Origin of the sequence: Bacillus sp. 5mfcol3.1, assembly GCF_900114335.1 — a bacterium.
In the GTDB taxonomy this organism is placed as follows: domain Bacteria; phylum Bacillota; class Bacilli; order Bacillales; family Bacillaceae_G; genus Bacillus_A; species Bacillus_A thuringiensis_S.
In genome coordinates this window covers 1139400-1161234 of record NZ_FOST01000001.1, presented here as the reverse complement: position 1 = coordinate 1161234, position 21835 = coordinate 1139400, and the positions used below count along the sequence as shown (strand labels likewise).

The window sequence follows — 21835 nt, the reverse complement described above, 5'->3', positions numbered from 1 at the left end:
ATAATGTTTTTAATGAATTTTCGCTATAAATGTAACTATGCTTTCAATCTTTTTATCTTTATCCTCATAACACATCATCTGTTATATAATGAATTTATAGAATTTACAGAAAAGGGAGTCTTTTCATGCTACAACAACTATTCAATTCACCTATTCTATCCGTTCAGGCCTTGCACCCAGGTTATGAAGATCATGCAAGTGATGTTTTTCTCGTTCAAACAGAAGATACAGAAGTTATCGTTCGTACTTCTAAAATGAATGAAGAACCAAATAATGATTTTTGGTGGGGATGTAAAAATCTATTTGGAATTGATCCAAGGAACGTCCATCATTTAGAAACTGTACATACATTGCTGCAAGAACATACGAATCTTCCTATCCCAACAATATTAGAAAAACATGTTTTAAATGGCCGTGAATTTGTGGTGGTCGAAAAGTTAGTAGGTAACACAGTTCAATCTTTTATCGAGCAACCAGATTCTATTTTATTTAGCCTAGGAAAAGGACTTGCAGAAATACATAAGTTTAAAGCCGATTTTATAGGAAATCCGTCAGGCACGTTCCAAGTTCCACTAGATGAATTCCAATCACATATTTTAAACGTGAGTAAAGAGCTTGTGAATATGTTTTATTCCGATGATGAAAGCATACAAAATGCTTTTCCTACCTTTGAATCACAGCTTTCTTCCCTGTCCGTACCAAAAGAAGCTACACTCGTCTTACTTGATATGGACCCTACCCAATTTTATATGACGGTACAACTATTACGGGTTTAGTAGATACTGAAGCTTACGCGGTTGCCCCGCGAGAGTTTGATTTTATCGGACTAGAATATGTACTTACCGAAAAAGAAGCACATGCCTTTAAAAGTGGTTACGAAACAATTATGCCTATTCCTCATCTTGAAGAATGTAGACGACCATATCGTTATTTATACCGACTGTTATCTGTGCAAGGTAGTGTGGAATTAAAGGAATGGTTAAGTCACCCATCCTATTTTTAAATACAATTGAGAGGGAGTATACAATGGATATTCAGAAAAAGCGTTCTGTAACAGAAAGTGAAATACAGCAAATGAAGGATTTGGCTTATATTTGCGGGCAACAAGACAATCTTGATTACTCTTCAGATTTACATATCAACTTTTTAAAAAATCGAAATGAAGATCATATAAACGATTTTCTTCTTTATAACGGTACTCAATTAATTGGCACTTTAAATATGTATGATTTCGAAAGACCAACAAAGCTTGAACTAATAGGCTTTGTACATCCTCATTTTAGAAAACAACGTTTCGGAACTACCCTTTTACAAACTGCAATGAAAGAAATACAAAATAGAGAGGCAGATGAAGCTCTTCTTATTATCAATGGGGATTCTATTTCTGGGAATGAATTTGTAAAACATATGAAGTTACCGTATTTATATAGTGAATATAGTATGGAGTTCAAAACAAACGAAATTCAAAAAACAACAGAAAGTAATATACAGCTTACTCTTGCAACTTCAGAATCACTTCTTGACCTTATTGAAATTTCTAGTACAGCTTTTGGTGATTCAGTAGACAATACGGCTACATGGTTACAAAAAATGATGGCTTCACCTTCTCATAAAGTTTACAGTGCTCTTATTAACGAAAAAGCTATTGGAACAATTACAGTTACTGAGCAAGAACAATCTACTACACTATCAGGATTCGCCGTTCACCCTTCTTATCAAGGTAAAGGATATGGAAAAGATATTCTTAGTTATATGGTACATACCCTTATTACAGAAGGAACTTCAACAATTGAATTAGACGTCGAAACGAAAAATAACCATGCTTTAAAACTATATACACAATGTGGTTTTAAAATTAAAACGAAGCATGACTATTATAATTTAATGAATAGCACGGAGAATATTTATGTCTAAAAAACTTATTTATTCTGATTACGATATTTTCGCATCTATTTATAATAAACATTGGGGAAATTTTGCCGAACACTCCTATCTAGCTTTTGAAAAACTCGTTTTACAATATGCACAACCACGTTCTCATATTTTAGATCTTTGTTGCGGGACTGGTCATCTTACAAGGAAACTACTTGATAATAATTTTGTAGTAACTGGTATAGATGGTTCTACTCAAATGATTGAATATGCAAGTGAAAATGCGCCAGATGCAACCTTTTTCGTCGATGACGCTCGCTATTTCAATATAAATGAGCAATTCCACTACGTCATCTCTGCCGGTGATAGTTTAAACCATATTATGAATTTAGATGAACTAAAAAGTGTGTTTCACAACGTTTACTCCGTATTACATAACGAGGGTATATTCGCATTTGATATGAATATGGAAAAAGGATTTCTTGAAAACTGGATTGCTTCGTTTCATATTTCAGAGAAAGAATATGTTTGTACGATTGATTCTACATTTGATAATAAAAACAAAAAAGCAGAAATGAATTTCATATTATTTACACGTGATACAAATGATATTTGGAAAAGAAGTGACTTTTCTTTTAAAGAAACATGTTACACTAAAGACGAAATTACTCATGCATTACAATCTGTAGGTTTTAAAAATATTCAATCGTACGGTACAAATAGAGCATTTTTCACTTGCCAAAAATAAAAAAACTGAATCTAAATGATTCAGTTTTTTCTTAATATATTTACAACTGCAGTTGTTTCGTCATTTTCTTTATAAACACGCGGAATTCTTCTATCTAGCATACATGTAACTTCATAGTTTATTGTACTTAACATATCCGCTATTTCTTCTACTGTGATATTTTCTTCACCTTGTTTACCGTAGAATACTACTTCGTCTCCTACTTGTACTGGCATCGCTTTTGAAACATCCAACATTAACTGATCCATACAAACACGGCCAATTACAGGTACTCGAACCCCGTTAATTAACGCATAGCCTTTATTAGATAATTGACGATTATAACCATCAGCATAACCAATTGGTACAGTCGCAATCCATTCTTCACCAGTTGTTACATACGTATTCCCATAACTTACACCACGATTTTTCTTCGCATGTTTAATATGAGCCACTTTTGATTTTAACGACAACGCAGGCTGTAAAGAAACGACTGAATGATCCACCTCTTTTGATGGATACATACCGTACACTCCTATTCCAACGCGCACCATATTTTGAAATGTGTTACTTAATTCCATTGATCCTGCACTATTTGAACTATGAATATATGGTATTTGAATTCCTAATTCTTTCGCTGTATTAACAGCTTTTTCAAATAAACTTGTTTGCATATTCGTATATGATTTATCGATTTCATCTGCCGTAGAGTAATGCGTAAATATCCCTACTACTTCTATATACTCCATACGGTTTAATTCTTCTAAAAATGGTTTAACTTCTTCTTCTTGTAAACCGATACGACTCATTCCTGTATCAATTTTCACTTGAATTTGTACTTTCTTTTGAAGACGGTTTGCAATTTCATTTATACCATGTAAATCTTCTACTCTATAAACAGTCATCATAACGTCATATTGAATTACATCTTCTACAGCCGCTACTGGTGTGTATCCTAAAATTAAAATCGGCACAGTAATTCCTGCTTCTCTTAATTCTATTGCTTCATCTACAAATGCAACTGCAAGTTGATTTATTCCAGCTTCAATTGCAGCTTTGGCAACTTCAACTGCCCCATGGCCATACCCATTCGCTTTTACAGCAGCCATCATCTTAATTTCTTCATCATTTACATGTTTTTTAAATTCTTTTACATTATGTTTTACAGCATTTAAGTCAATTTCTACAATTGTATCTCTTCCATATTTCAAACTCATTGGTCTAACTCCTAACTCAATAATTGCATTCCATTCTATTTCACGTTTCATATGACCTTTTACAATATAATACTTTTCATTATGCTAGTCAAACTACTAGAATTTTCGGAATTTTGAGTATGATATAATATCCTCAAGAAACTATTATATACGGAGACGAGGAGAATTACAATGTTTGTTCAATCTGCATTACATCAACTAAAAGTTGCTATTGATACTTCTATTTATATGCTTAACCAATATAGTGAAAACGATTTAAAAATACAACCGATTCACTCAAAACGATCATTATTTGAAATGTGTACACATCTTTCTCTTATTTGTCATGCTGATTTGCTCATTTTAAATGGTATTCCAGAAAAAGAATTACATACCTTTTATATAGAACATACGCCCGTAACAGTTGCTCAAATGCAACAAACGATGATTGAAGGATACAACCTTCTCTCCAAAACATTTCTTTCCTACTCCCAAATAGAATTAGCAGAAGTTATGACTGCCTATTGGGGTATTTCTTATTCGCGCTTTGAATGGTTACTTGAAATCGTTGCACACTTTTATCATCATCGTGGACAAATTCATCTTTTATTATGTGAGCATATGAAAGATCCTCGCATTCCTTTATTTGAGTGATTTTCCACTTATTCATTAATTATAAATAGAGAAGCTACAAAACCAATAAAAAGTAGCATTCCTAATAAAATAAATGTTTGAGCATACCCTCCTATTTTCATTAGATAAATAGAAATGATAGGTCCTATACTAGTACCTAAAAATAAAATAAAAGTATAAATAGATACCGCTATTCCCCTCGCTTTCCCTCCTAATTGACCTACAAGAGAAACTAAAGACGGAACGGATATAGCAATACCTATTACAAAACAGACACTCATCATTACAAGTAGAGATAGATACGAAACAAATCCCATTGAACTTAGACTAAAAATAGCGATCAACAATCCTCCCTGAAGAACTTTTCTTACTTCAAACCTCTTCGTTAAACGACCTGCAAGCGGTGACAGCAACATACCAAATAGCCCCGCTAAGCGAAAATAAAGAATTTGTTCTGCAGTTAAATTGTAAGTAGGAGAGCTCAAATAATTCCCTAAAACAGTATATATATTAACAAAAGCCATTAATAAAACAAATGCAATTATATAGCTTAATACTAAGCTTTTATTTGTAAAAACTTTACCCATCTGTTTAATTGGCCCCAAAATATCAGTATAGGATTGAGACGTCTCTCCTTTCGGAAGAGAATAATAAACCCATATAGCAGTACTTATATAGACAATGCTAAGAAGAAAGAAAACCATATGCCATCCAAAATGCTGACTAACAGCAGTACTTATTACCTGCCCTACAATTCCAGCTACTAAAAAACCAGTACTAACAAATCCTATTGTTGTAACCCTTCTTTCTACTGGGAACATTTCTACAACGTAGGCTAGCGCTACTGGAGAAAATGTAGCTGCTGCTATCCCTTGTATACCTCTAAAAATAACAAGCCAAAATAAACTATCTACAAACCCTAAGCAAAAAGAAACAATCGACAGTGCAAGCAATCCAATAAAAATCACTTTTTTTCGTCCATATTTATCAGAAATTGCCCCAAATAACAAACACCCTATAGCAAAGCCAACAGAAAATATACTTCCTGTAGCTGCCGATTGTGCTAATGACGTATTAAAAATGTTTGAAAATAGAGAGATTAAAGGTATTGTTACATATAGGCTAGACATAACTACCATACCCGACCAACATAATACTGCTGTCATTATTGTATAATTCTTTTCACTATTTACTTCCTTTCCTATTTCCATCATAAACTCTCTCCCTTATTACGATTTGTTTTTATTAGTTTAAACTCTCTAAATTACTAAAATAGCATTCCTTTAACTCTTATTTATTTTAATTACATAGCAAAAATTATCACCGTTCATAAAGTTAGTTAAGCATATAATAAGGTAAGCTAATTATATGTCCAAATAAATAAGTTGATCTTCATAATCAACTTATTTACCTACCTTCTCCTAATTTCACCTGCATAGTTGTTTGCATTTTATTTAATAACTTTTCTAAAACTTGACGCTCTTCTTGATTAAAGCCATCAACTAACGAAGCGCAAGATAACCAAAAAGTTGGTAAAGAATGTGTAACTAGTTCTTTTCCTTTCGGAGTAATTTTCACCTTTAATCTTCTTCGATCTTCAGAATGGTGGAATCTTACGATTAACTCTCGTTTCTCCATCCAATCTAATAAGCCAGTGACAGAAGCACGTGTAATCCCTAATCGACTCGCAATATCCGAAGGACTCATGTTCACCTCTTCCCGATTCGCTTCCATTTCACGCAAAATAAACAATAGTAAAAAATCTAATTTACTCTCTGAAATACCAAGCGGAGCTAAATCTACGTCAACCGCATCAAGAACATTATCAGACGTCCATAACATTAACAAACCAAGTTTTGCTGCGATTGGATCCGTTTCCGCTGATGCTGTCTTTTTGATTAACTCTGCGTACGGCTCAATCCCTAAAGGAAGAGAATCTTTTCTTGAATCCATTCATCTTCACTCTCCTTTCTCATTAAATGATTAGCTTACCTAATTACTTTCTCATTATACTCATATTTTTCCTTTTATTGCAAGCACATTGTTGAACAAAAAAATCCTATTATTAAAACAGGATTTTTCACACTGACTAGCTATCCGTTTTAAATAATGTGCAACTTCTTTAAGGCATAAGAAATTCCGCCTTCACTCGCCTTCGTTGTAACGAAATCAGCCCTTCTCTTCAACTCCTCTCCACCATTTCCCATCGCAACTCCTAATCCTACATACTGCAACATCTCAATATCATTTCCACCATCACCAAAAGCAATGGCTTCTGATTTACTAATATTTAAATGTTCCAATACTTTTTGAATTGCAGTTAGCTTCGATACTTTACTATCTTCCAATACATTCATAACGTAACCATGAAAACGGTCAAACGTAAGTGCTGGATATCTTTCAATGAATTTTTGAGCTTCTGCTTCATCAGCATACAGACATATGCAATACATCTCATCTGACAAGTTTTTAACTTTGTCAGGATACCGCTCTAAATTTAAAGTTTCATTTAACGCTCGTATGACACGTTCATCTTTGGAGGCAATATCATTCATTGCAAATTCTTCTGTAAAGTAAGAAACACTGTGACCATGTAATTCAGAAAAATTTGAAATATCATGAACGATTTCGCTTGAAAGTACTGATTTATGTATAACTTTTTCCCCACATTTTATATGTGCACCATTTGCAGAAATATACGTTTTTATGCCTAGCCCCTTAAATTGTGAGCATAAACTATATGGTCTCCCTGTTGTAACAACTACGTGAATCCCCTTATCTATTAATCTTTGTACCGCTTCTTTTGTACTTTCGTGCATACTTCTATCAATCTCGCTTAAAAGCGTACCGTCAACATCAAAAAATGCAACTTTGTACATAAGTCTTTACATCCCGTCCAAATGATTCGTATCATTAATGAAATGCACCGTTTTTTGTTCACCCTCAATTTCAATTAAACTTATTCCCGTATCTCCCATTTTGAAATAGTAGTCCATTGAAATTGGCATATTGAAAAATGCACGTAATAGACTATTAATTACGCCTCCATGGGCAACAATCGCAATTCGATCATATGTATTCTCTGTCACAATTTTAGAAAAAATCCCTTCTATTCTCATTCGAAACTCAATAAATGACTCTCCGTTTTCAAAACGGTCATGAAGAAATTTTGGCTCTGGATATTTCTTTGCTTCTTCAAATGATAAGCCAGCTTGTATTCCATTATTAAACTCCATTAATTCCTCTTCTAATTGAATTGGACAACCAATTGCTTCTGCTAATGTTTCACCCGTTTCGCGAGCGCGTTTTAATGTGCTTGCCCAAATGAAATCTGGTGCAAAATCTTTTTTCACTTTCTGTACAAGTCTTTGTACTTGTCGTCTCCCTTTGTCAGTCAACTCAAAATCAGCTCGTCCTTCATGCACATGTAAAATATCAGCTTCTGATTCTCCGTGGCGTATTAGTAGTATTTGCATGTTTCTCTCTCCCCCTTTATTTAACATTCACAAAATTCTATTATATCACATTTTAAGATTTCAAAATAAAAAGGAACGGTCTCCCGTCCCTCATCCATTCACTTTTTCCGCATCATTCCAATAATATTTACTAAACGCTTCTGTTAACACATCAATTGTGTTATATAATTCATCTAACGTATTATCAACACCACCAACTTCAATTAACATCGCATTTTTCGATAGATCTTGGTTATAAACGCCATTTCCATCTTTTTTATACTTCGGAAAAATCCCTCTACTTAATCCGTAATAGTTTTCATCTAAATAACTATTGATCGCTCTTGCAATTTTTTCATTTTCAGCACGGCCTTCATTTTCCATCCCAATAATAAAATATAATCTTGCATACGATTTTCCATTAATTACTTTTGTTGTTACTTTCTTACGCTGATCATCACGATGTATATCAATCGGAAACGCAATTTTATTATTTTGTGCTAATGCTCCTTTTACATATTCATGAGATGCTTTATATGACTGATACCATACCCACTTTTTACTCGCTAATAAATCACCCATATTCGTTTTATCGTGAATTACTGGAATTCCTTGCCCCTCAAGTTGTTCCTTCATACGTTTTCCTAGTAAGGACACATTTACATCTGGGCTAGATGGATCAGTTGCCCCTGGTAATAATGGAAAGAAGGATTCCCAGCTATGTGTATGATAAATATATACTGCGCTTTCACCTTTTTTCGCTCCGTTCTTTTTCTGAACCGGATTATTCTTTTCCGCTTCTGTAACTTTATCTTTTGCTACTTCCCGTTCTTTCGTTACTTCTTCAATCGGTACACTAGATTCATTTGGGATATTCGTCAAGTTTGTCCCTTCCCCAGCTACGATAATATTAGAATAATACTTTGACATACCAGGTACTTCTTTACCGACGAATGTTCTTAAATCTTTAATTTTCAAATCTGTCGCAATAGAGAACATTAAATTCCCAACTGACTCTCTTTTATTCTGCTTAAAATAATCAAATCCGTAATAGTGATTCTCACTTTCTATCATTTGAACAAAACCTTGCATCGATACTTTTCCAAACCATTGATTTGCATAATTCGATTTCATTGTATGTAAAAGTGACGTCAAAATCGACGCTATTATAATTACTATTAGCGCATATAAAAGGAGTAACGAAATTAATTTCTTCCCATGTATTCGAGTTGCATACTTTTTCACTGCATCACCTTCTTTATACATGAATATGTACAAGCTTTTCGGAATATACGCACAAAAAAAAGAGAAATGGTATCCCATTTCTCTTCCTCACTTTTATTGTTCTTTTCCTGTATCATTTGAAGGTAGTTTCTTCGCTTGTTTTTCTTTAAATATTTCTCCAATTGCCCCAAGAGTACCAAGTGTTTCAATTGCATTAGACGGAATAAAGACTTTATTTGCTGGTCCTTTTGCAACTTCAGCTAATGATTCGAATGATTTGTAAGCAAGTATGCGCTCATCCAAATTCGCTTCACGAAGCAATTCAATACGGTTTTGTTCTGCTTTTGCGATTTCTTCAATTGCTCGCGCTTCCCCTTGTGCCTCTAATTCTTTTGCTTCTCTTATACCTTCAGCTTCGCGAATACGCGCTTCTTTATCCCCTTCAGCCATCAAGATTTTACTTTGCTTTTCCCCTTCAGCACGAAGAACTTTATCTTGTTTTGCTGCTTCAGCTTCTAAAATAATTGCACGTTTATTACGCTCAGCCTTCATTTGTTTTTCCATTGATGCTTGCACATCTTTTGGCGGGTTAATATCAACAACTTCGACACGTTCAATACGTACGCCCCATTTTTCTGTTGCTTCATCAAGCGCTAAGCGGATTTCTGTTGAAATTTTTTCACGACCAGATAACGTTTCATCCAGTTCCATTTTACCGATAATTTGACGCATCGTTGCTGAAGTAATATTACGAACACCATATTCATAGTTTGAAATACCATATGTCGCAAGTTCTGGTTCAACAATTTGATAGAAAATAATTGTATCTATTTCTACTTGAACATTATCTTTCGTAATTACTTTTTGCGGTGGTACATTCGTTTGTTGAATACGTAAGTCGTGATATACACGAACACGATCTACAATTGGGATTAAAATATTTAATCCTGGGTGCATGATACGTTGAAACTTACCAAATCTTTCAACAACCCCAACTTTTTGCTGAGGAATAATTTTAATTGTTAATGCGATAAATGTAACTACAATTAGTGCGAATATAATCGTTAACGTTAATGCTACCATATTTATTCACTCTCCTTTTTTACTTGTAATATAGTACTATGCCTCTTTATAACAACGACTTTTTCTCCAGCATCAATTGAAGAATCTGCAATAGCTGTCCAAGTATCTCCATCCACCTTCACAATACCATTCGCTTCATTTGTAATCGCTTGCATAACAATCCCTTTTTTACCAACAAGCATATCTACTGTATCCGTAAAACCTTTTGCTTCTCGAAAGTTTTTTGAAATTCTTTTCGTAAAGAATGTCAAAGTTAAACTTATAATTGCGCCAACAGTAACTTGTAACAGTAGTGCATCAGGAGCAAACAAAGCAATAAGACCTCCGACAACAGCTCCAATTCCAAGCCAAAGCATGTAAAATGTAATCGACAACATTTCTGCAATAAATAAAATACCAGCTATTATAAACCAAATTACCCAAGCAGCCATATGCAACCCTCACTTTCTTTCTCATTTTCTATATGTATATGAAGAAAAGAATGGTTTATCCGCCCTTTCTTACACTTGGGCGTTTGCTACAAGCTATTGTACATACTCACTGTTACTATGATTATTAATATAATACTATATCAATATATTCTTCATTATACATGAAAATTCCTTTCAAAAAGTGACAAAAAATTAAATTCTTTAAAAATTTCATTTTTTAAATTACAATTATTCTAATTACTAAATACTATTTTTATAGAGGTGTTATTCTTATTGAGAAACCTGTCACTAACCTACTACTTAGGTTCCAAAACATGCATTACTCTCGCTGACATCGTATATGTAATGATTATTACAACTCATATTTATATAGCAACTAAATCAGCTACTATTACTGCTCTTTTTCCATTATTACAAGTTATCACAAATCTAATTGCTAACATCTTTGCACCACTAATAATAAATCGTTTTCCGTCTTATACGTTGTTATATACGCTACAATGGCTAAAAACAGTCTTTTTACTATTATTAATGATTTTGTTTCCGGTCTTATCCACAAACATTATAGCTCTATTAACTTTTATTTTTTTCATTTCATTATGTAGTGGATGGAGCGCTCCATTACTATACAGCATTCTTCCGCGCCTTACACCGAAAGAAAAATTAGTAAAAGTAAATAGTATCTTTTCCTTTTCAACACAAATTGCGCAAGCCGCCGCTTATTCATTTACGAGTGTTATCGTTCTTCTCATTGGCGCTACATCTACACTCATGATTAATAACATGTTAATGATTTTTGGATGTATTGCATTACACTTTTCATTACGTACCATACATACTGAACGAATAGCAGATCCTCCCTCTTCAAAAAGTACTGCTTTATCGGAAGGTTGGAAACTCTTATTTCAAAATCCTTCTCTCCGTACCGTTACATATATGGACTTAATTGAAACTTTCGCCGGGACAATATGGATTGGTGCTATTACGATGGCGTATGTTACGACTATTCTTCATAAAGGCGAAGAATGGTGGGGATATATTAATACAAGTTATTATGTTGGCACGTTAATCGGTGGTCTATTAGCATGGAAAATGAGTTCCTATATTCAAAACAATTTAATACGATCTATGTCGATTGGCTCTCTTATATTTAGCATTCTTACATTTTTATATGGTATGACGAGCAGCGGATTTATTGCGCTTTTTCTATGTGTTCTAATGGGACCATGTTATCAAATTAGAGATATTTCTCAAACGACTGTTTTACAATCAAGTGTCACCCCTTCTTTATTATCAAAAATGTATACAGCACATGGCGCCCTTCTTTCAACAGCTTCTGGTCTTTCTATGCTTAGCGTTGGCATTATTACTGATATGTTCGGTGTTCGTACAATTTATATCATCGCATCTATTCTTATTTTATGTTCCGCTTGTTTATCTTTTAGTTTATTAAAATATCATAAAACAGAGCAGAACGATATTTCACTTTAATCACTAAAACAAAAAGGACAGGCATTCCCTGTCCTTTTTATTTATTCTATTCATGACAAGTTTGGGATTTTTCTATGTTTTGTCGCCTGTTCAAAAGCGTAAGCTAGCTTAATTAACATCCCTTCACTAAAGGCAGTACTTGCAATCGTAATTCCAAAAGGTCTCCCGCTTTCCATATATCCTGCAGGTATTGCTATAGACGGATAACCCGCTTTCGCACATATAGTAGAAGCTATATAGGAAGGAAACAGTATCGCATCAAGATTATATTTTTCCAATGCAAAATCAATGCCTTGTTCTTGTGAAAAATATATATCTTCTAATCTTGCATTTAAATATTCTGGATTTCGTAACGTATTAGGAAAATCTTTTCTTCCCTCTAACTTAGTTTGTCCATATTTTAAAGCTCTTTCTGCTATGTTTTTATTAAACTCCATTAACTCCGAAATAGAATGTACCGGAATAGTAGAAGGTAATTTAGAAAGATAGTTATCTAAACTATGCTTCAGTTCATAAAGCGGCACTCCCCAACTCCATTCTCTATGAAAAGAAGGAATATTAATATTTTCTACTACTGTCGCTCCTTCATTACGTAATACTTGGATCGTTTCCTTAAACAAGATTTCATCATACTCACCATTTTCGTAATAATCTTTTGGTGCATCGTTAAACACACCAATCTTCGCTCCATTTAAGCCATTAACATTAAGATATTTTGTATAATCCTGCTCTGCCCTACCTTCACTTCTATGAGTAGCAACATCTTTCTCATCTACTCCAATTAAACTCCCTAGCAAAATAGCAGCATCTGTTACCGTTCTAGCAAATGGTCCAGCTGTATCTTGCGAATAAGTAAATGGAATAATTCCTCTACGACTAATTAAACCGACAGTCGGTTTAATACCTACTACAGAATTTTGAACAGCGGGGCTCAAAATAGAAGCATCGGTTTCTGTCCCAATAGATACTACTGTAAAGTTAGCGGCAACTGCTATCGCAGATCCTGTACTAGATCCGCCAACAAACATATGGTCCTTGCCCGTTCCGTATGGATTGATTGTTTGACCACCTCTTGCACTATATCCAGCCCACATTTCAAAAGACATTGCATTTGCTAATTCTGTCATATTTGTTTTTCCTATTATTACTGCTCCGGCTTCTCGTAATTTTGTAACGAGAAATGCATCTTCACTGCTTATATTTTGTTCTAGAGCAATCGTACCTGCACTTGTATGCATGGAGTCATTCGTTTCAATATTGTCTTTAAGCAAAACAGGTATACCATGTAATGGACCCCTTATACCTTTTGTCTTTCTTTCATAATCTAACGCTTCTGCAATAAAAATAGCATCTGGATTGATTTCTAAAATAGAATTAATTTCCGGTCCGTCTTGGTCATACTTTGCGATTCTATGAAGATAATACATCACTAATTCCTTTGAAGTTAACTGCCCAGATTCCATTTCGGTTTGTATATCATGAATTGTTAATTCTTTTTTTAATACTGGATTAAACTGAATCTCCATTTATATTCTCCCTTATAGCAACTTTTTTGCGTATAACTCTTACTTTTTCATCTTTTCACCCCAACTATTCCAAACTAATATTCCTTTAAAGAAATTCAATTTATCTATTCAAAAAGCCTTTAATTTCCCAAAAAATAAAAAGAGTCTGAAACGAATGAACTTTCGCTTCAGACTCTTTTATTACTTTACATATATCTCATCCAATAAGTGTAAAAACTCTCCTTGTTTCCCTGCTAATTCAGGGCATTTTGCAATATTAACCCATTCGTAGCTAAACGCTAAACCTTGATCTTTCTCACCAGCACTTACTATATGTTCCCATGTATCTTTTACATCAGTTAGTAAAGTTACATGAAAAAAGTGACGTTTTTCATATTCCTGTTTTTCCTTCACATGTATAATGTAATCTGCTAAAAAACGCTCTATACATAAATGACGTAATCCGGATTCTTCCTGTACTTCACGCAATATAGCCGCTTCTAACGTTTCACCTTCATCAACCGTTCCCCCTGGCACTTGAATACCAGCTTCATGTATATCACGATGTTTAAAAACCAGTAATTGCATAACCCCCTCTTTTTCTCTTGTAATATATGCATGTACTTTTTTCTTATATAACATCGTCATTATACGTCTCTCCCCTCAATCATTTACTCTGTTACTTCTTCAAGCGTCAGTTGATTATCATACAAATATGTAGCTTGTGGATTTCCCACATACCTTACGTGCCATGGTTCATACCGATAGCCCGTAATCGTTTCTTTCGCTTTTGTGTATCGAATCACAAAACCAAATTTATGGGCATTTTCAGAAAGCCACTGACCTTCTTTCGTTTCCCCAAAAAACGTCTCTAACTGAAATTTAGCAGATTGAGACGTAATATCCATAGCTAATCCAGTTTGATGCTCACTTGTGCCAGGAACCGCGCTAGACATTGCTGTTTTTGCTTCCCCATCTTGTTTTTTATACATCGTATTTAATGCTTTTTGTCGATCAAAGGATCTAAATCCAGAAACTGCAAAAAGGAAAATACGCTCGTTGTTAGCTTGCTGGAACATTTCCTCAAGCGCCCTCGCTGCCTCTTTTCTCATCTTTTTCTTTTCTTGATCACCTTCACTAGAGTAGCGCACTTTCGGAATAACTAAATCTGGCGGTCTATAACCATCTGGTAAACGCCTACTTTTATTCACAAGTACAAGCATTGAATTCGGATTATTAATTACCGCAATATCCCCATCCATATTAGCAATCGTTTCTTTCGCTTTTGGAAATATACTATTTACACTTACTTCCCGCGCCTGCTTATCCTTATACATTTTATAATTGATTCCTGCTACTCCAACAATAATTATTGCAGCTACGATACCGAGTAGTGCCCATCTTTTTTTCATATAACGACCTCTTATTTTAATAATTTGGCCATTTCATACTCATCGATGTCCTTTCCATCGATAATAAGAGCAGCTTTTTTGACACCTTCTTTCTCAAATCCAGCTTTTTTATATAGTGCCTGAGCTCTTGTATTGTGGGCCATTACTGTTAATTCTAAACGCCATACATCATGTAATTTTGCCCACTTCTCAACCTCTTTAAACAATCTCGTCCCAATACCTCGCCCGTTATACTCTTGCAAAATACCAATTACAATGCTTGCCACATGCCTCTTTCTTTGAATGTTATTTCCATTCACTAATATAAAACCTATTATTCTCTCATCTTCAACTGCTACAAATATTGTTGCATATTCATTTTCTATAAATCGCTGGATCATTTTTTCTTGTTGCTCAGCTGTAGTTTTCCTTTCTCCTGGTTCATATAACATAAACTTCGTTTCTTCATCTAATTGCTTACTTAATTGCAAAAATGATGCTGCATCTTCTACTTTGATCTCCCTAATCACCTAAATCACCCTATCAATTTCATAATATAAAAATTTTCCTTGTAAAAAGATTTTCTCTGCCATTTCAAAAATCCCTTTCTAATTCTCCTATTATAATTAGACAAATTTCGATATCGCTATAATAATTATTAATCATGTCCATTTTGTGACATCTTGCTATCCACATTTCAAACCAACACAAAAAACGTAAGCATTACACTTACGCTTTTCCAAGATTGAAGTGAGCTAATAATTATCGATAGATACCCTGGCTAATTCAAGTTTCACTTTATCCATTCACTTTTTCTGCCTGCCAAAAATATTCACCAAATGCTTTAGCAAGTGCATCAATTGATCGATTCAATTCTTCCTCCGTATTATCTACACCGCCAACTTCTATTAATATCGCTTGTCCTGATAAATCTTGATTATAGATTCCATTTCCTGTTTGAAAACCTTTTTGAATGACCCCACGACTCACTCCTGGATATTTCTTATTAATCGCCTCATGTAAAGCTGTCGCTAATTGTAAGTTTTTTTCATAATTTTTATTTCCTTTCCCTACTACAAATGCAAGCTTCGCATATGATTTATCTCCAATTGTTTTTGTCGTTACATTCTTTCGAGCACTATCACGATGCAAATCAAAAAAGTATTGAAGATCTTTATTTCCAGCCATAGCTTGCTGCACAATTTCTCGTGACATTTTATACGAACTATTACTGTTTAAACCCTTACTTATTAACTTTTGACCAACATCACTCTTATCGTTAGTAGCTCCAATCCCTTCACCTTCTAGTTGTTCACGGAAACGATCTCCTAATATAGAAATATTCGATACAGAACTCGTTGCTTTATTCGGATTCGGGTCATTCGTTAAGTTAAGTAAAGGTAAATAAGATTCCCAGCTATGTGTATGATAAATAAACGCAACTTGTCTTTTCCCGGTCGTTTGGGACGGCTGTTTTTTCTCTTTATTCGTATCTTGTTTAGGTGCTTGTCCAGTTCCACTAGTCCGTTCTTTCACTACTTCTTCAAGAGGTACACTCGACTCTATCGGTAAGTTAGAATAGTTTGTGCCCTCACCCGCAATAACAATTTCTGTATCGTACTTACCAAACCCGGGTAGCTCTTTCCCGACAAAACTGCGTACATCATTAAAGCGAATATTTGTAGCCATAGAAAAGAGAAAAGAAGAAATTGAAAAATCTTGATTCAACTTTCGATACTCCTGTGTAAAATAATGATTCTCTTTTCCAAGTACATACATGTAACCATTCATCGATAACTCATTTAACCAATTATATAAATACGTTGACTTCGTCTCTTTCATAGAGGTTACCATCATACTAATAAGAAAAAAAGTCGCTAGCACTGTAGTAATAACAAATAAAACTAACTTACGCATACTTGTAAACTTCATAAAAAAAAAGCCCCGATTCATACTATCACCTCTCTATTTCAAGTTATGTACAAGCCCTAGAGAATAGACCGTTAAAATTTCGGCTATATTGTTAATGAGGTGAAATGAATTGAAGCTATTAATAGGAATATTACCAATCGCTCTATCATTCATTTTTTATTTGTCCGCTAAGCATCCAAAAGTCTTTATTGTACTACATATTTCTGCGTACTTGGCACTGTATGTACTCGGTACAATTATTTCCATTAATATATACGATGTTTTAATACAAGATTTAGTTTTCATGACGAGCATTCATGGGATTTTACTGAATCCATTTTTCCTTATTGCAGGAGCGTATATAGGAACATACACGTTGTACCTACTTATGTCTCACATTATTATAAAAATAAAAAATGGAGCGTAATGAAATGCAACCAACATTTATCTGTCATACATGCAAAAAAAGAATTGTGAGAAAGAAAGATCTTATTACCGCCACATGGTACTTCCGCTTTTATTTATTTCACAGTGATTGTTTTAAACGACAGCAAGTGTTCGTCCCACGATTTATCCCTGTGAATACACTTTTCAATTTCTTTCTTATTATGTATGGACTTATTTTTGGCAGCATTCTTATGATTACAGAACCGTCTATTATTTGGCTGATTCTCTTTTTTCCCATTTTTTATCGGTTTCTTTCTTATTATTATGTGGAACGTTTTTTCTCTACATAACGTGCAGACTGACCTCTCGGAATACTTAAACATTCCCACTCATTTTCTTTTAACATCTTCCCAATGTAAATAATCTGACCAATATGCAATGCATAATGGGAAATTTGCCTTTCAATTGCTTGCATGACAGTATGTGCTTCACCGCGAATGTATACCGTCTTCAATAAGTGTTCCGGTGTTAAAGTATTCATCGTATTAAAAACATATTTCCATCCTTCTTGCCAAGCTATAAGGGCTTCTTCTTTTGAATGATAGCATCCCTCAAATTCACCATCTCGATTACGATCTGTTTTTTCACCATCAGACGTTAAAAAATCCGTCCATCTAGAACGCATATTACCGTGCAGATGCTTTATAATAATCGCTATACTATTTGTTTCTTCATGAGAATACCATTGTATTTGTTCATATGATAATTGAGAAAGTGCCCGTTCCCCTTGCTTCTTTGTTGCTTTAAAGTTCGAAATCGCACATTGTAAATATTCTCGTCCGATATCCATATTAGCCCCTACCTTCACCCTAGCTAATTTTCGTTCCATTTGGCAATTCCATATTAGGCTGAAGCAACACAACATCATCAGCTTCAGGAACGCCGCCAAGCACAAGCACTTCTGATTTGAATCCAGCTACACGCTTCGGTGGAAAGTTTACAACCGCAACGATTTGTTGACCGACTAAATCTTCTGGACTGTACCTTTTCGTAATTTGGGCACTTGACTGCTTTATCCCGATTTCTCCAAAATCTATTGCTAGTTTAATCGCTGGTACTCTCGCTTCTTTAAATTCCTCTGCATGTATTACAGTTCCAATTCTCAAATCCAAATTTAAAAAATCTTCAAAATTAGCCATTTATCATTCCCCCCAATTATTACTTAGACAAAATACAAAAATCCCCTTCAAAAAAAGAAAGGTGCCTAAGCACCTTTCTTTTGTAATTCACTTGATTCATTTGATTTATAGAAGAAGAAACCGAGAATCCCGCCAATACATGATGGAATTAACCATCCGATTCCTTCGTTATATAACGGTAACATTTGTAGTACATTAGAAATTGCGTCAATTTTAATTTTCGCACTTTCTAAACCGTTAAAGAAACTAATTAACAATGCACCTAAAATAGCTCCAATATAAATTGTATTACGCTTCCCAATCCACTTATGGAAATACGAAAGTACGATTAATACAATTGCAACTGGATAAATGATCATTAACACAGGTAATGTTACTGCGATTAATTGTGTTAAACCTAGGTTAGATACAATTAAACTAAATACACATACCATTGTTACAATCGTTTTATGCGAAAGTTTTGGGAATAAGTTTGTAAAGAAACCCGCACACGCAGATGTTAACCCAACAGAAGTTGTTAAACAAGCGAGTATAATAACAAGCCCTAATAAAATTTTACCACTCGTCCCATATAGCTCATTTACAACATTCGTTAAAATAAGACCACCGTTTTCTGAAATACCAAGTGATGTACTTGTTGAACCAAGATAAGCAAGTGATAAATAAATTAACGTTAAACCAAGTACAGCAATAATACCTGATACGACTGTTATTTTTGCAATTTGACTACTCTCTTTTATCCCTTTAGAGCGGATAACTTGTACAACGACAATCCCAAATACGAGAGCACTAATTGCATCCATCGTTAAATATCCTTGAATAAATCCACCAAAGAAAGCATTTTCTTTGTAAGCAGCTAACGGCGCAGCTGGCTCTCCAATTGGATCAATAATTGCCTTTCCGACAATAACAGCGACAATTAATACTAATAATGGTGTAAGAAACTTTCCAAACCAATCCACTAATTTAGATGGATTTAATGATAAATACCACGTTATTCCGAAGAAAACTATCGTGAAAAGAAATAGCATGTACCACTCTGAAACCATTGCCTCTGATAAAAACGGCTTCATACCCATTTCAAACGAAACAGCTCCAGTACGAGGAATCGCGAAAAATGGTCCAATTGCTAAATAACTAATCAATGGGAAAATAAACGCAAATATAGGGTGGACTCTAGAAGATAGCGCTTTCAAGTCCCCCTCTACAAACGCGACAGCTGTTACAGCTAGTAGGGGTAATCCGACTCCCGTTACAAGGAATCCTATTGTAGCAATCCAAACATTCTCTCCTGCTTGTTGACCTAAAACTGGCGGGAAAATTAAATTTCCTGCTCCTAAAAATAATGCAAATAGCATTAAACCAATTGCTACCGTATCACCTGGCCTTAAACGTCCCTTCATGCTCTTCATTTGCATAGCATTTTTTCATTGTTTATCTCTATATTTTACAATATGCTATGCATCCTCCTCTCTGCTCAAGATGATAAAATATGCCCCTTACAAAGCAGTGTCTTTCTCCATAATTTCTCCATTCCCCTTATTTTTACTCTAATCATTAATACAATTGTTATTTTTGAATTTTGAGTTTTTTGAATTTTTAAATCATTAGAGTGTTATTACGTGGAGTATAGTTGTCAGACCTCTTTGTTTTTATCACACATATAGTAACATATTTAGTTGCAAAATAAAAACATATTTTCAAATTGATTTTTTTGAAAATCGAAATTATCTACATTTTTTATTCTCTTACACAAATATTGTTATAATCTCACCTATTATCTTGTCGTTATTTTAAAATAACTTTATACACGTAACATAACAAAAGCCATCCAAGATAATTAGATGGCTTTTGTTATGTTACTCTATCGTTTCAACTTCACGTGGATTTTTCATCTCTTCCACATATACAACTCTAAATCCGTGATCTTCTAAATCTTTCAATAATGTCTCTAATTCACCGTCGTTAAACTCTTCTCCTAATGTAAACATAATTCTACGAACTAATAAGGCATCATTATCAAAAGTCATCAAACTTTGAATACCAGTGTATTTCTTTAAAACTGTCGATAACTTTTGGATTGCTCCATTATAGTCTTGCGTTCCAATCATGACAGAGTATTTACTAGAGTGAACGCCCCAAGCATCCTCTAATAACTCAAAAACTTTTTTATGCGTTAAAATTCCAAGGAAAACCCCTTTTTCGTCAACTACTGATAAATAAGGCAATTTTTTTATTGTAAAAAATACTTTAAAGAAAGAAGAATCTTCTCTCACAAATCCCTCTTTATCGTTTAATAATTGCATTACACTCTCGTCAAGTGATCCTTTATATTCTAAAATATCTACTTTATATATATTCCCTAAAAATTTCTCTTTTTTTTCATCTAAAACTGGTACACAACGATACCCCGTTTTATTTAAATGCTCTAACGCTTCCCCTATCGTAATCGAACTTGAGCACAGTAAAACTTCCCTTTTTGGCACGTAATTCCCTTTAATCCTCATAAAAAGCCTCCTTATGTTAAAATACTTTCTGTGCCATAACTATATTATATTTTCAGAAAAAAATAAATAATTTATTTTATTTTTCTGAAAATTATTCATTTTCTTGTCATAATTTATTCATGAATCCTTCACTTGCACTTTCTTCCGCATCCAAAACCCTCCCTCTGAATTCTGAATCACTTCAATGTATCATTGTACGGACCTAATTGTTTTTTAGAAAAGTAATAATTTGTCTCCTTACTTTTCATTAACATATTTCCTTTTATAATTAAAAAATAGGTAGCTATTAGAAAGTAGATCACCCCAAATAACCAATCCAAATTTGTAGCCAGATTGTGTAAAAGAATATACCTCATATATACATAACCAATTGGAACATGTAGTAATACAACCGCACCTAATCCCGGATTATATATTGTTTTAGCTTTTATATTCGCAAAAATACCATGCCATATGAATTGAAAAAATCCCATTAAAATAGGTGCCAACCCAAGCCATATTATATTTTGAAAAAAAACCGGGAGTAAATAAAAAACATACGCAATCAAAATATTTATTACCATAGCAGATTGCGTATTTAATGGATAGCGGTCTGGTATATCACTTTTAAATATAACTACATTAAACAGACCAGCAAAATAACCTGGCCAACGATACTCTTCAAATTGATGCACTAAAATGGCCACAAAACTTAACCCTAACAGTACTTTTATTTCACTCATTTCTCCCAAATTCGCGACTAAAGAAACAACGACAATAATAGCGACAACTAACCCTATATCACACCAATGCTTTCTAAAGAAACTAGCCACCTCTATCACCC

At 34.0% G+C, this 21835-nt stretch carries 24 protein-coding genes and 1 pseudogene; 7 read left to right on the top strand and 18 right to left on the bottom strand.

Features of this window, described 5'->3' with window-relative positions; genetic code table 11:
* Positions 1-125: 125 nt before the first annotated feature.
* From BM089_RS06040 to BM089_RS06030, 3 genes and pseudogenes are all read left to right on the top strand, one after another.
* Positions 126-1003, top strand: a pseudogene (locus BM089_RS06040) (nitrate reductase).
* Positions 1004-1026: 23 nt separating this feature from the next.
* Positions 1027-1914: a GNAT family N-acetyltransferase gene (locus tag BM089_RS06035; protein ID WP_090976272.1), complete on the top strand. Its 888-nt coding sequence runs from the start codon at positions 1027-1029 to the stop codon at positions 1912-1914.
* Positions 1907-2620, top strand: coding sequence for a class I SAM-dependent methyltransferase (locus tag BM089_RS06030; protein WP_000038495.1), 714 nt, complete (start codon positions 1907-1909; stop codon positions 2618-2620). The genes BM089_RS06035 and BM089_RS06030 overlap by 8 nt, the downstream gene beginning before the upstream one ends.
* 20 nt (positions 2621-2640) lie before the next feature.
* Here BM089_RS06030 and alr read toward each other — a convergent pair whose 3' ends face one another.
* Positions 2641-3816 (bottom strand): alanine racemase, encoded by a 1176-nt coding sequence (gene alr / locus BM089_RS06025; protein WP_002093966.1) that lies wholly within the window; start codon positions 3814-3816, stop codon positions 2641-2643.
* 171 nt (positions 3817-3987) lie between these two features.
* Between alr and BM089_RS06020 the strand changes: the two genes are divergently transcribed.
* The gene (locus BM089_RS06020) at positions 3988-4449 is read left to right on the top strand and encodes a DinB family protein (protein ID WP_000498006.1); all 462 of its coding nucleotides are present in this window, start codon (positions 3988-3990) and stop codon (positions 4447-4449) included.
* An 8-nt stretch (positions 4450-4457) separates the two neighbouring features.
* On the opposite strand, the gene BM089_RS06015 is transcribed toward BM089_RS06020, so the two are convergent.
* From BM089_RS06015 to BM089_RS05985, 7 genes are all read right to left on the bottom strand, one after another.
* Positions 4458-5639 carry an MFS transporter gene (locus tag BM089_RS06015; RefSeq protein ID WP_139213216.1) on the bottom strand — a complete coding sequence of 394 codons (1182 nt, stop codon included), beginning with the start codon at positions 5637-5639 and terminating at the stop codon, positions 4458-4460.
* Between the two features lie 196 nt (positions 5640-5835).
* Positions 5836-6381 (bottom strand): MarR family winged helix-turn-helix transcriptional regulator, encoded by a 546-nt coding sequence (locus BM089_RS06010; protein WP_090976270.1) that lies wholly within the window; start codon positions 6379-6381, stop codon positions 5836-5838.
* Between the two features lie 149 nt (positions 6382-6530).
* On the bottom strand, positions 6531-7307 hold the full coding sequence (locus BM089_RS06005; protein ID WP_090976268.1) for a Cof-type HAD-IIB family hydrolase: 777 nt from the start codon (positions 7305-7307) through the stop codon (positions 6531-6533).
* Positions 7308-7313: 6 nt separating this feature from the next.
* Positions 7314-7904: a histidine phosphatase family protein gene (locus BM089_RS06000; RefSeq protein ID WP_001166442.1), complete on the bottom strand. Its 591-nt coding sequence runs from the start codon at positions 7902-7904 to the stop codon at positions 7314-7316.
* Between the two features lie 90 nt (positions 7905-7994).
* On the bottom strand, positions 7995-9206 hold the full coding sequence (locus BM089_RS05995) for a stage II sporulation protein P (protein WP_002093965.1): 1212 nt from the start codon (positions 9204-9206) through the stop codon (positions 7995-7997).
* A gap of 15 nt (positions 9207-9221) precedes the next feature.
* Positions 9222-10190, bottom strand: coding sequence for an SPFH domain-containing protein (locus BM089_RS05990; RefSeq protein ID WP_000226254.1), 969 nt, complete (start codon positions 10188-10190; stop codon positions 9222-9224).
* Positions 10191-10192: 2 nt separating this feature from the next.
* Positions 10193-10621 (bottom strand): NfeD family protein, encoded by a 429-nt coding sequence (locus tag BM089_RS05985; RefSeq protein WP_000741971.1) that lies wholly within the window; start codon positions 10619-10621, stop codon positions 10193-10195.
* Between the two features lie 273 nt (positions 10622-10894).
* Between BM089_RS05985 and BM089_RS05980 the strand changes: the two genes are divergently transcribed.
* Positions 10895-12112, top strand: coding sequence for an MFS transporter (locus BM089_RS05980; RefSeq protein ID WP_100910336.1), 1218 nt, complete (start codon positions 10895-10897; stop codon positions 12110-12112).
* Positions 12113-12162: 50 nt separating this feature from the next.
* Here the strand turns inward: BM089_RS05980 and BM089_RS05975 are convergent, their stop codons facing one another.
* The 5 genes from BM089_RS05975 to BM089_RS05950 all read right to left on the bottom strand — a co-directional run bounded on the left by BM089_RS05975 (position 12163) and on the right by BM089_RS05950 (position 16961).
* Positions 12163-13638 (bottom strand): amidase family protein, encoded by a 1476-nt coding sequence (locus BM089_RS05975; protein WP_088023984.1) that lies wholly within the window; start codon positions 13636-13638, stop codon positions 12163-12165.
* Positions 13639-13818: 180 nt separating this feature from the next.
* On the bottom strand, positions 13819-14265 hold the full coding sequence (locus tag BM089_RS05970) for an NUDIX hydrolase (RefSeq protein WP_016512975.1): 447 nt from the start codon (positions 14263-14265) through the stop codon (positions 13819-13821).
* Between the two features lie 23 nt (positions 14266-14288).
* Positions 14289-15029: a M15 family metallopeptidase gene (locus BM089_RS05965; protein ID WP_090976264.1), complete on the bottom strand. Its 741-nt coding sequence runs from the start codon at positions 15027-15029 to the stop codon at positions 14289-14291.
* Between the two features lie 11 nt (positions 15030-15040).
* On the bottom strand, positions 15041-15538 hold the full coding sequence (locus BM089_RS05960; protein ID WP_002093964.1) for a GNAT family N-acetyltransferase: 498 nt from the start codon (positions 15536-15538) through the stop codon (positions 15041-15043).
* A gap of 268 nt (positions 15539-15806) precedes the next feature.
* On the bottom strand, positions 15807-16961 hold the full coding sequence (locus BM089_RS05950) for a stage II sporulation protein P (protein WP_001079282.1): 1155 nt from the start codon (positions 16959-16961) through the stop codon (positions 15807-15809).
* Between the two features lie 88 nt (positions 16962-17049).
* Here BM089_RS05950 and BM089_RS05945 point away from each other — a divergent pair, with 88 nt between their 5' ends.
* Together BM089_RS05945 and BM089_RS05940 are read left to right on the top strand one after the other, a co-directional pair.
* A complete protein-coding gene (locus BM089_RS05945; protein WP_090976262.1) occupies positions 17050-17346 on the top strand; it encodes a hypothetical protein in 297 nt (98 codons plus the stop codon).
* A gap of 4 nt (positions 17347-17350) precedes the next feature.
* Complete coding sequence (locus tag BM089_RS05940) at positions 17351-17656, top strand: permease (protein ID WP_139213215.1); 306 nt, start codon at positions 17351-17353, stop codon at positions 17654-17656.
* Here the strand turns inward: BM089_RS05940 and BM089_RS05935 are convergent.
* From BM089_RS05935 to BM089_RS05915, 5 genes are all read right to left on the bottom strand, one after another.
* Entirely contained in the window at positions 17629-18195 is a 567-nt protein-coding gene (locus tag BM089_RS05935; RefSeq protein ID WP_139213214.1) for a DUF1572 domain-containing protein, read from the bottom strand. The genes BM089_RS05940 and BM089_RS05935 overlap by 28 nt on opposite strands.
* Entirely contained in the window at positions 18176-18505 is a 330-nt protein-coding gene (csaA, locus tag BM089_RS05930) for a chaperone CsaA (protein WP_001263018.1), read from the bottom strand. The genes BM089_RS05935 and csaA overlap by 20 nt, the downstream gene beginning before the upstream one ends.
* 65 nt (positions 18506-18570) lie before the next feature.
* Positions 18571-19923 (bottom strand): branched-chain amino acid transport system II carrier protein BrnQ4, encoded by a 1353-nt coding sequence (gene brnQ, locus BM089_RS05925; RefSeq protein ID WP_001999653.1) that lies wholly within the window; start codon positions 19921-19923, stop codon positions 18571-18573.
* Between the two features lie 441 nt (positions 19924-20364).
* Positions 20365-21012, bottom strand: a complete 648-nt coding sequence (gene cbpA / locus BM089_RS05920) for a cyclic di-AMP binding protein CbpA (protein ID WP_001220528.1) — start codon at positions 21010-21012, stop codon at positions 20365-20367.
* Between the two features lie 176 nt (positions 21013-21188).
* Positions 21189-21833: an HXXEE domain-containing protein gene (locus BM089_RS05915; RefSeq protein WP_003270331.1), complete on the bottom strand. Its 645-nt coding sequence runs from the start codon at positions 21831-21833 to the stop codon at positions 21189-21191.
* Positions 21834-21835: the final 2 nt, after the last annotated feature.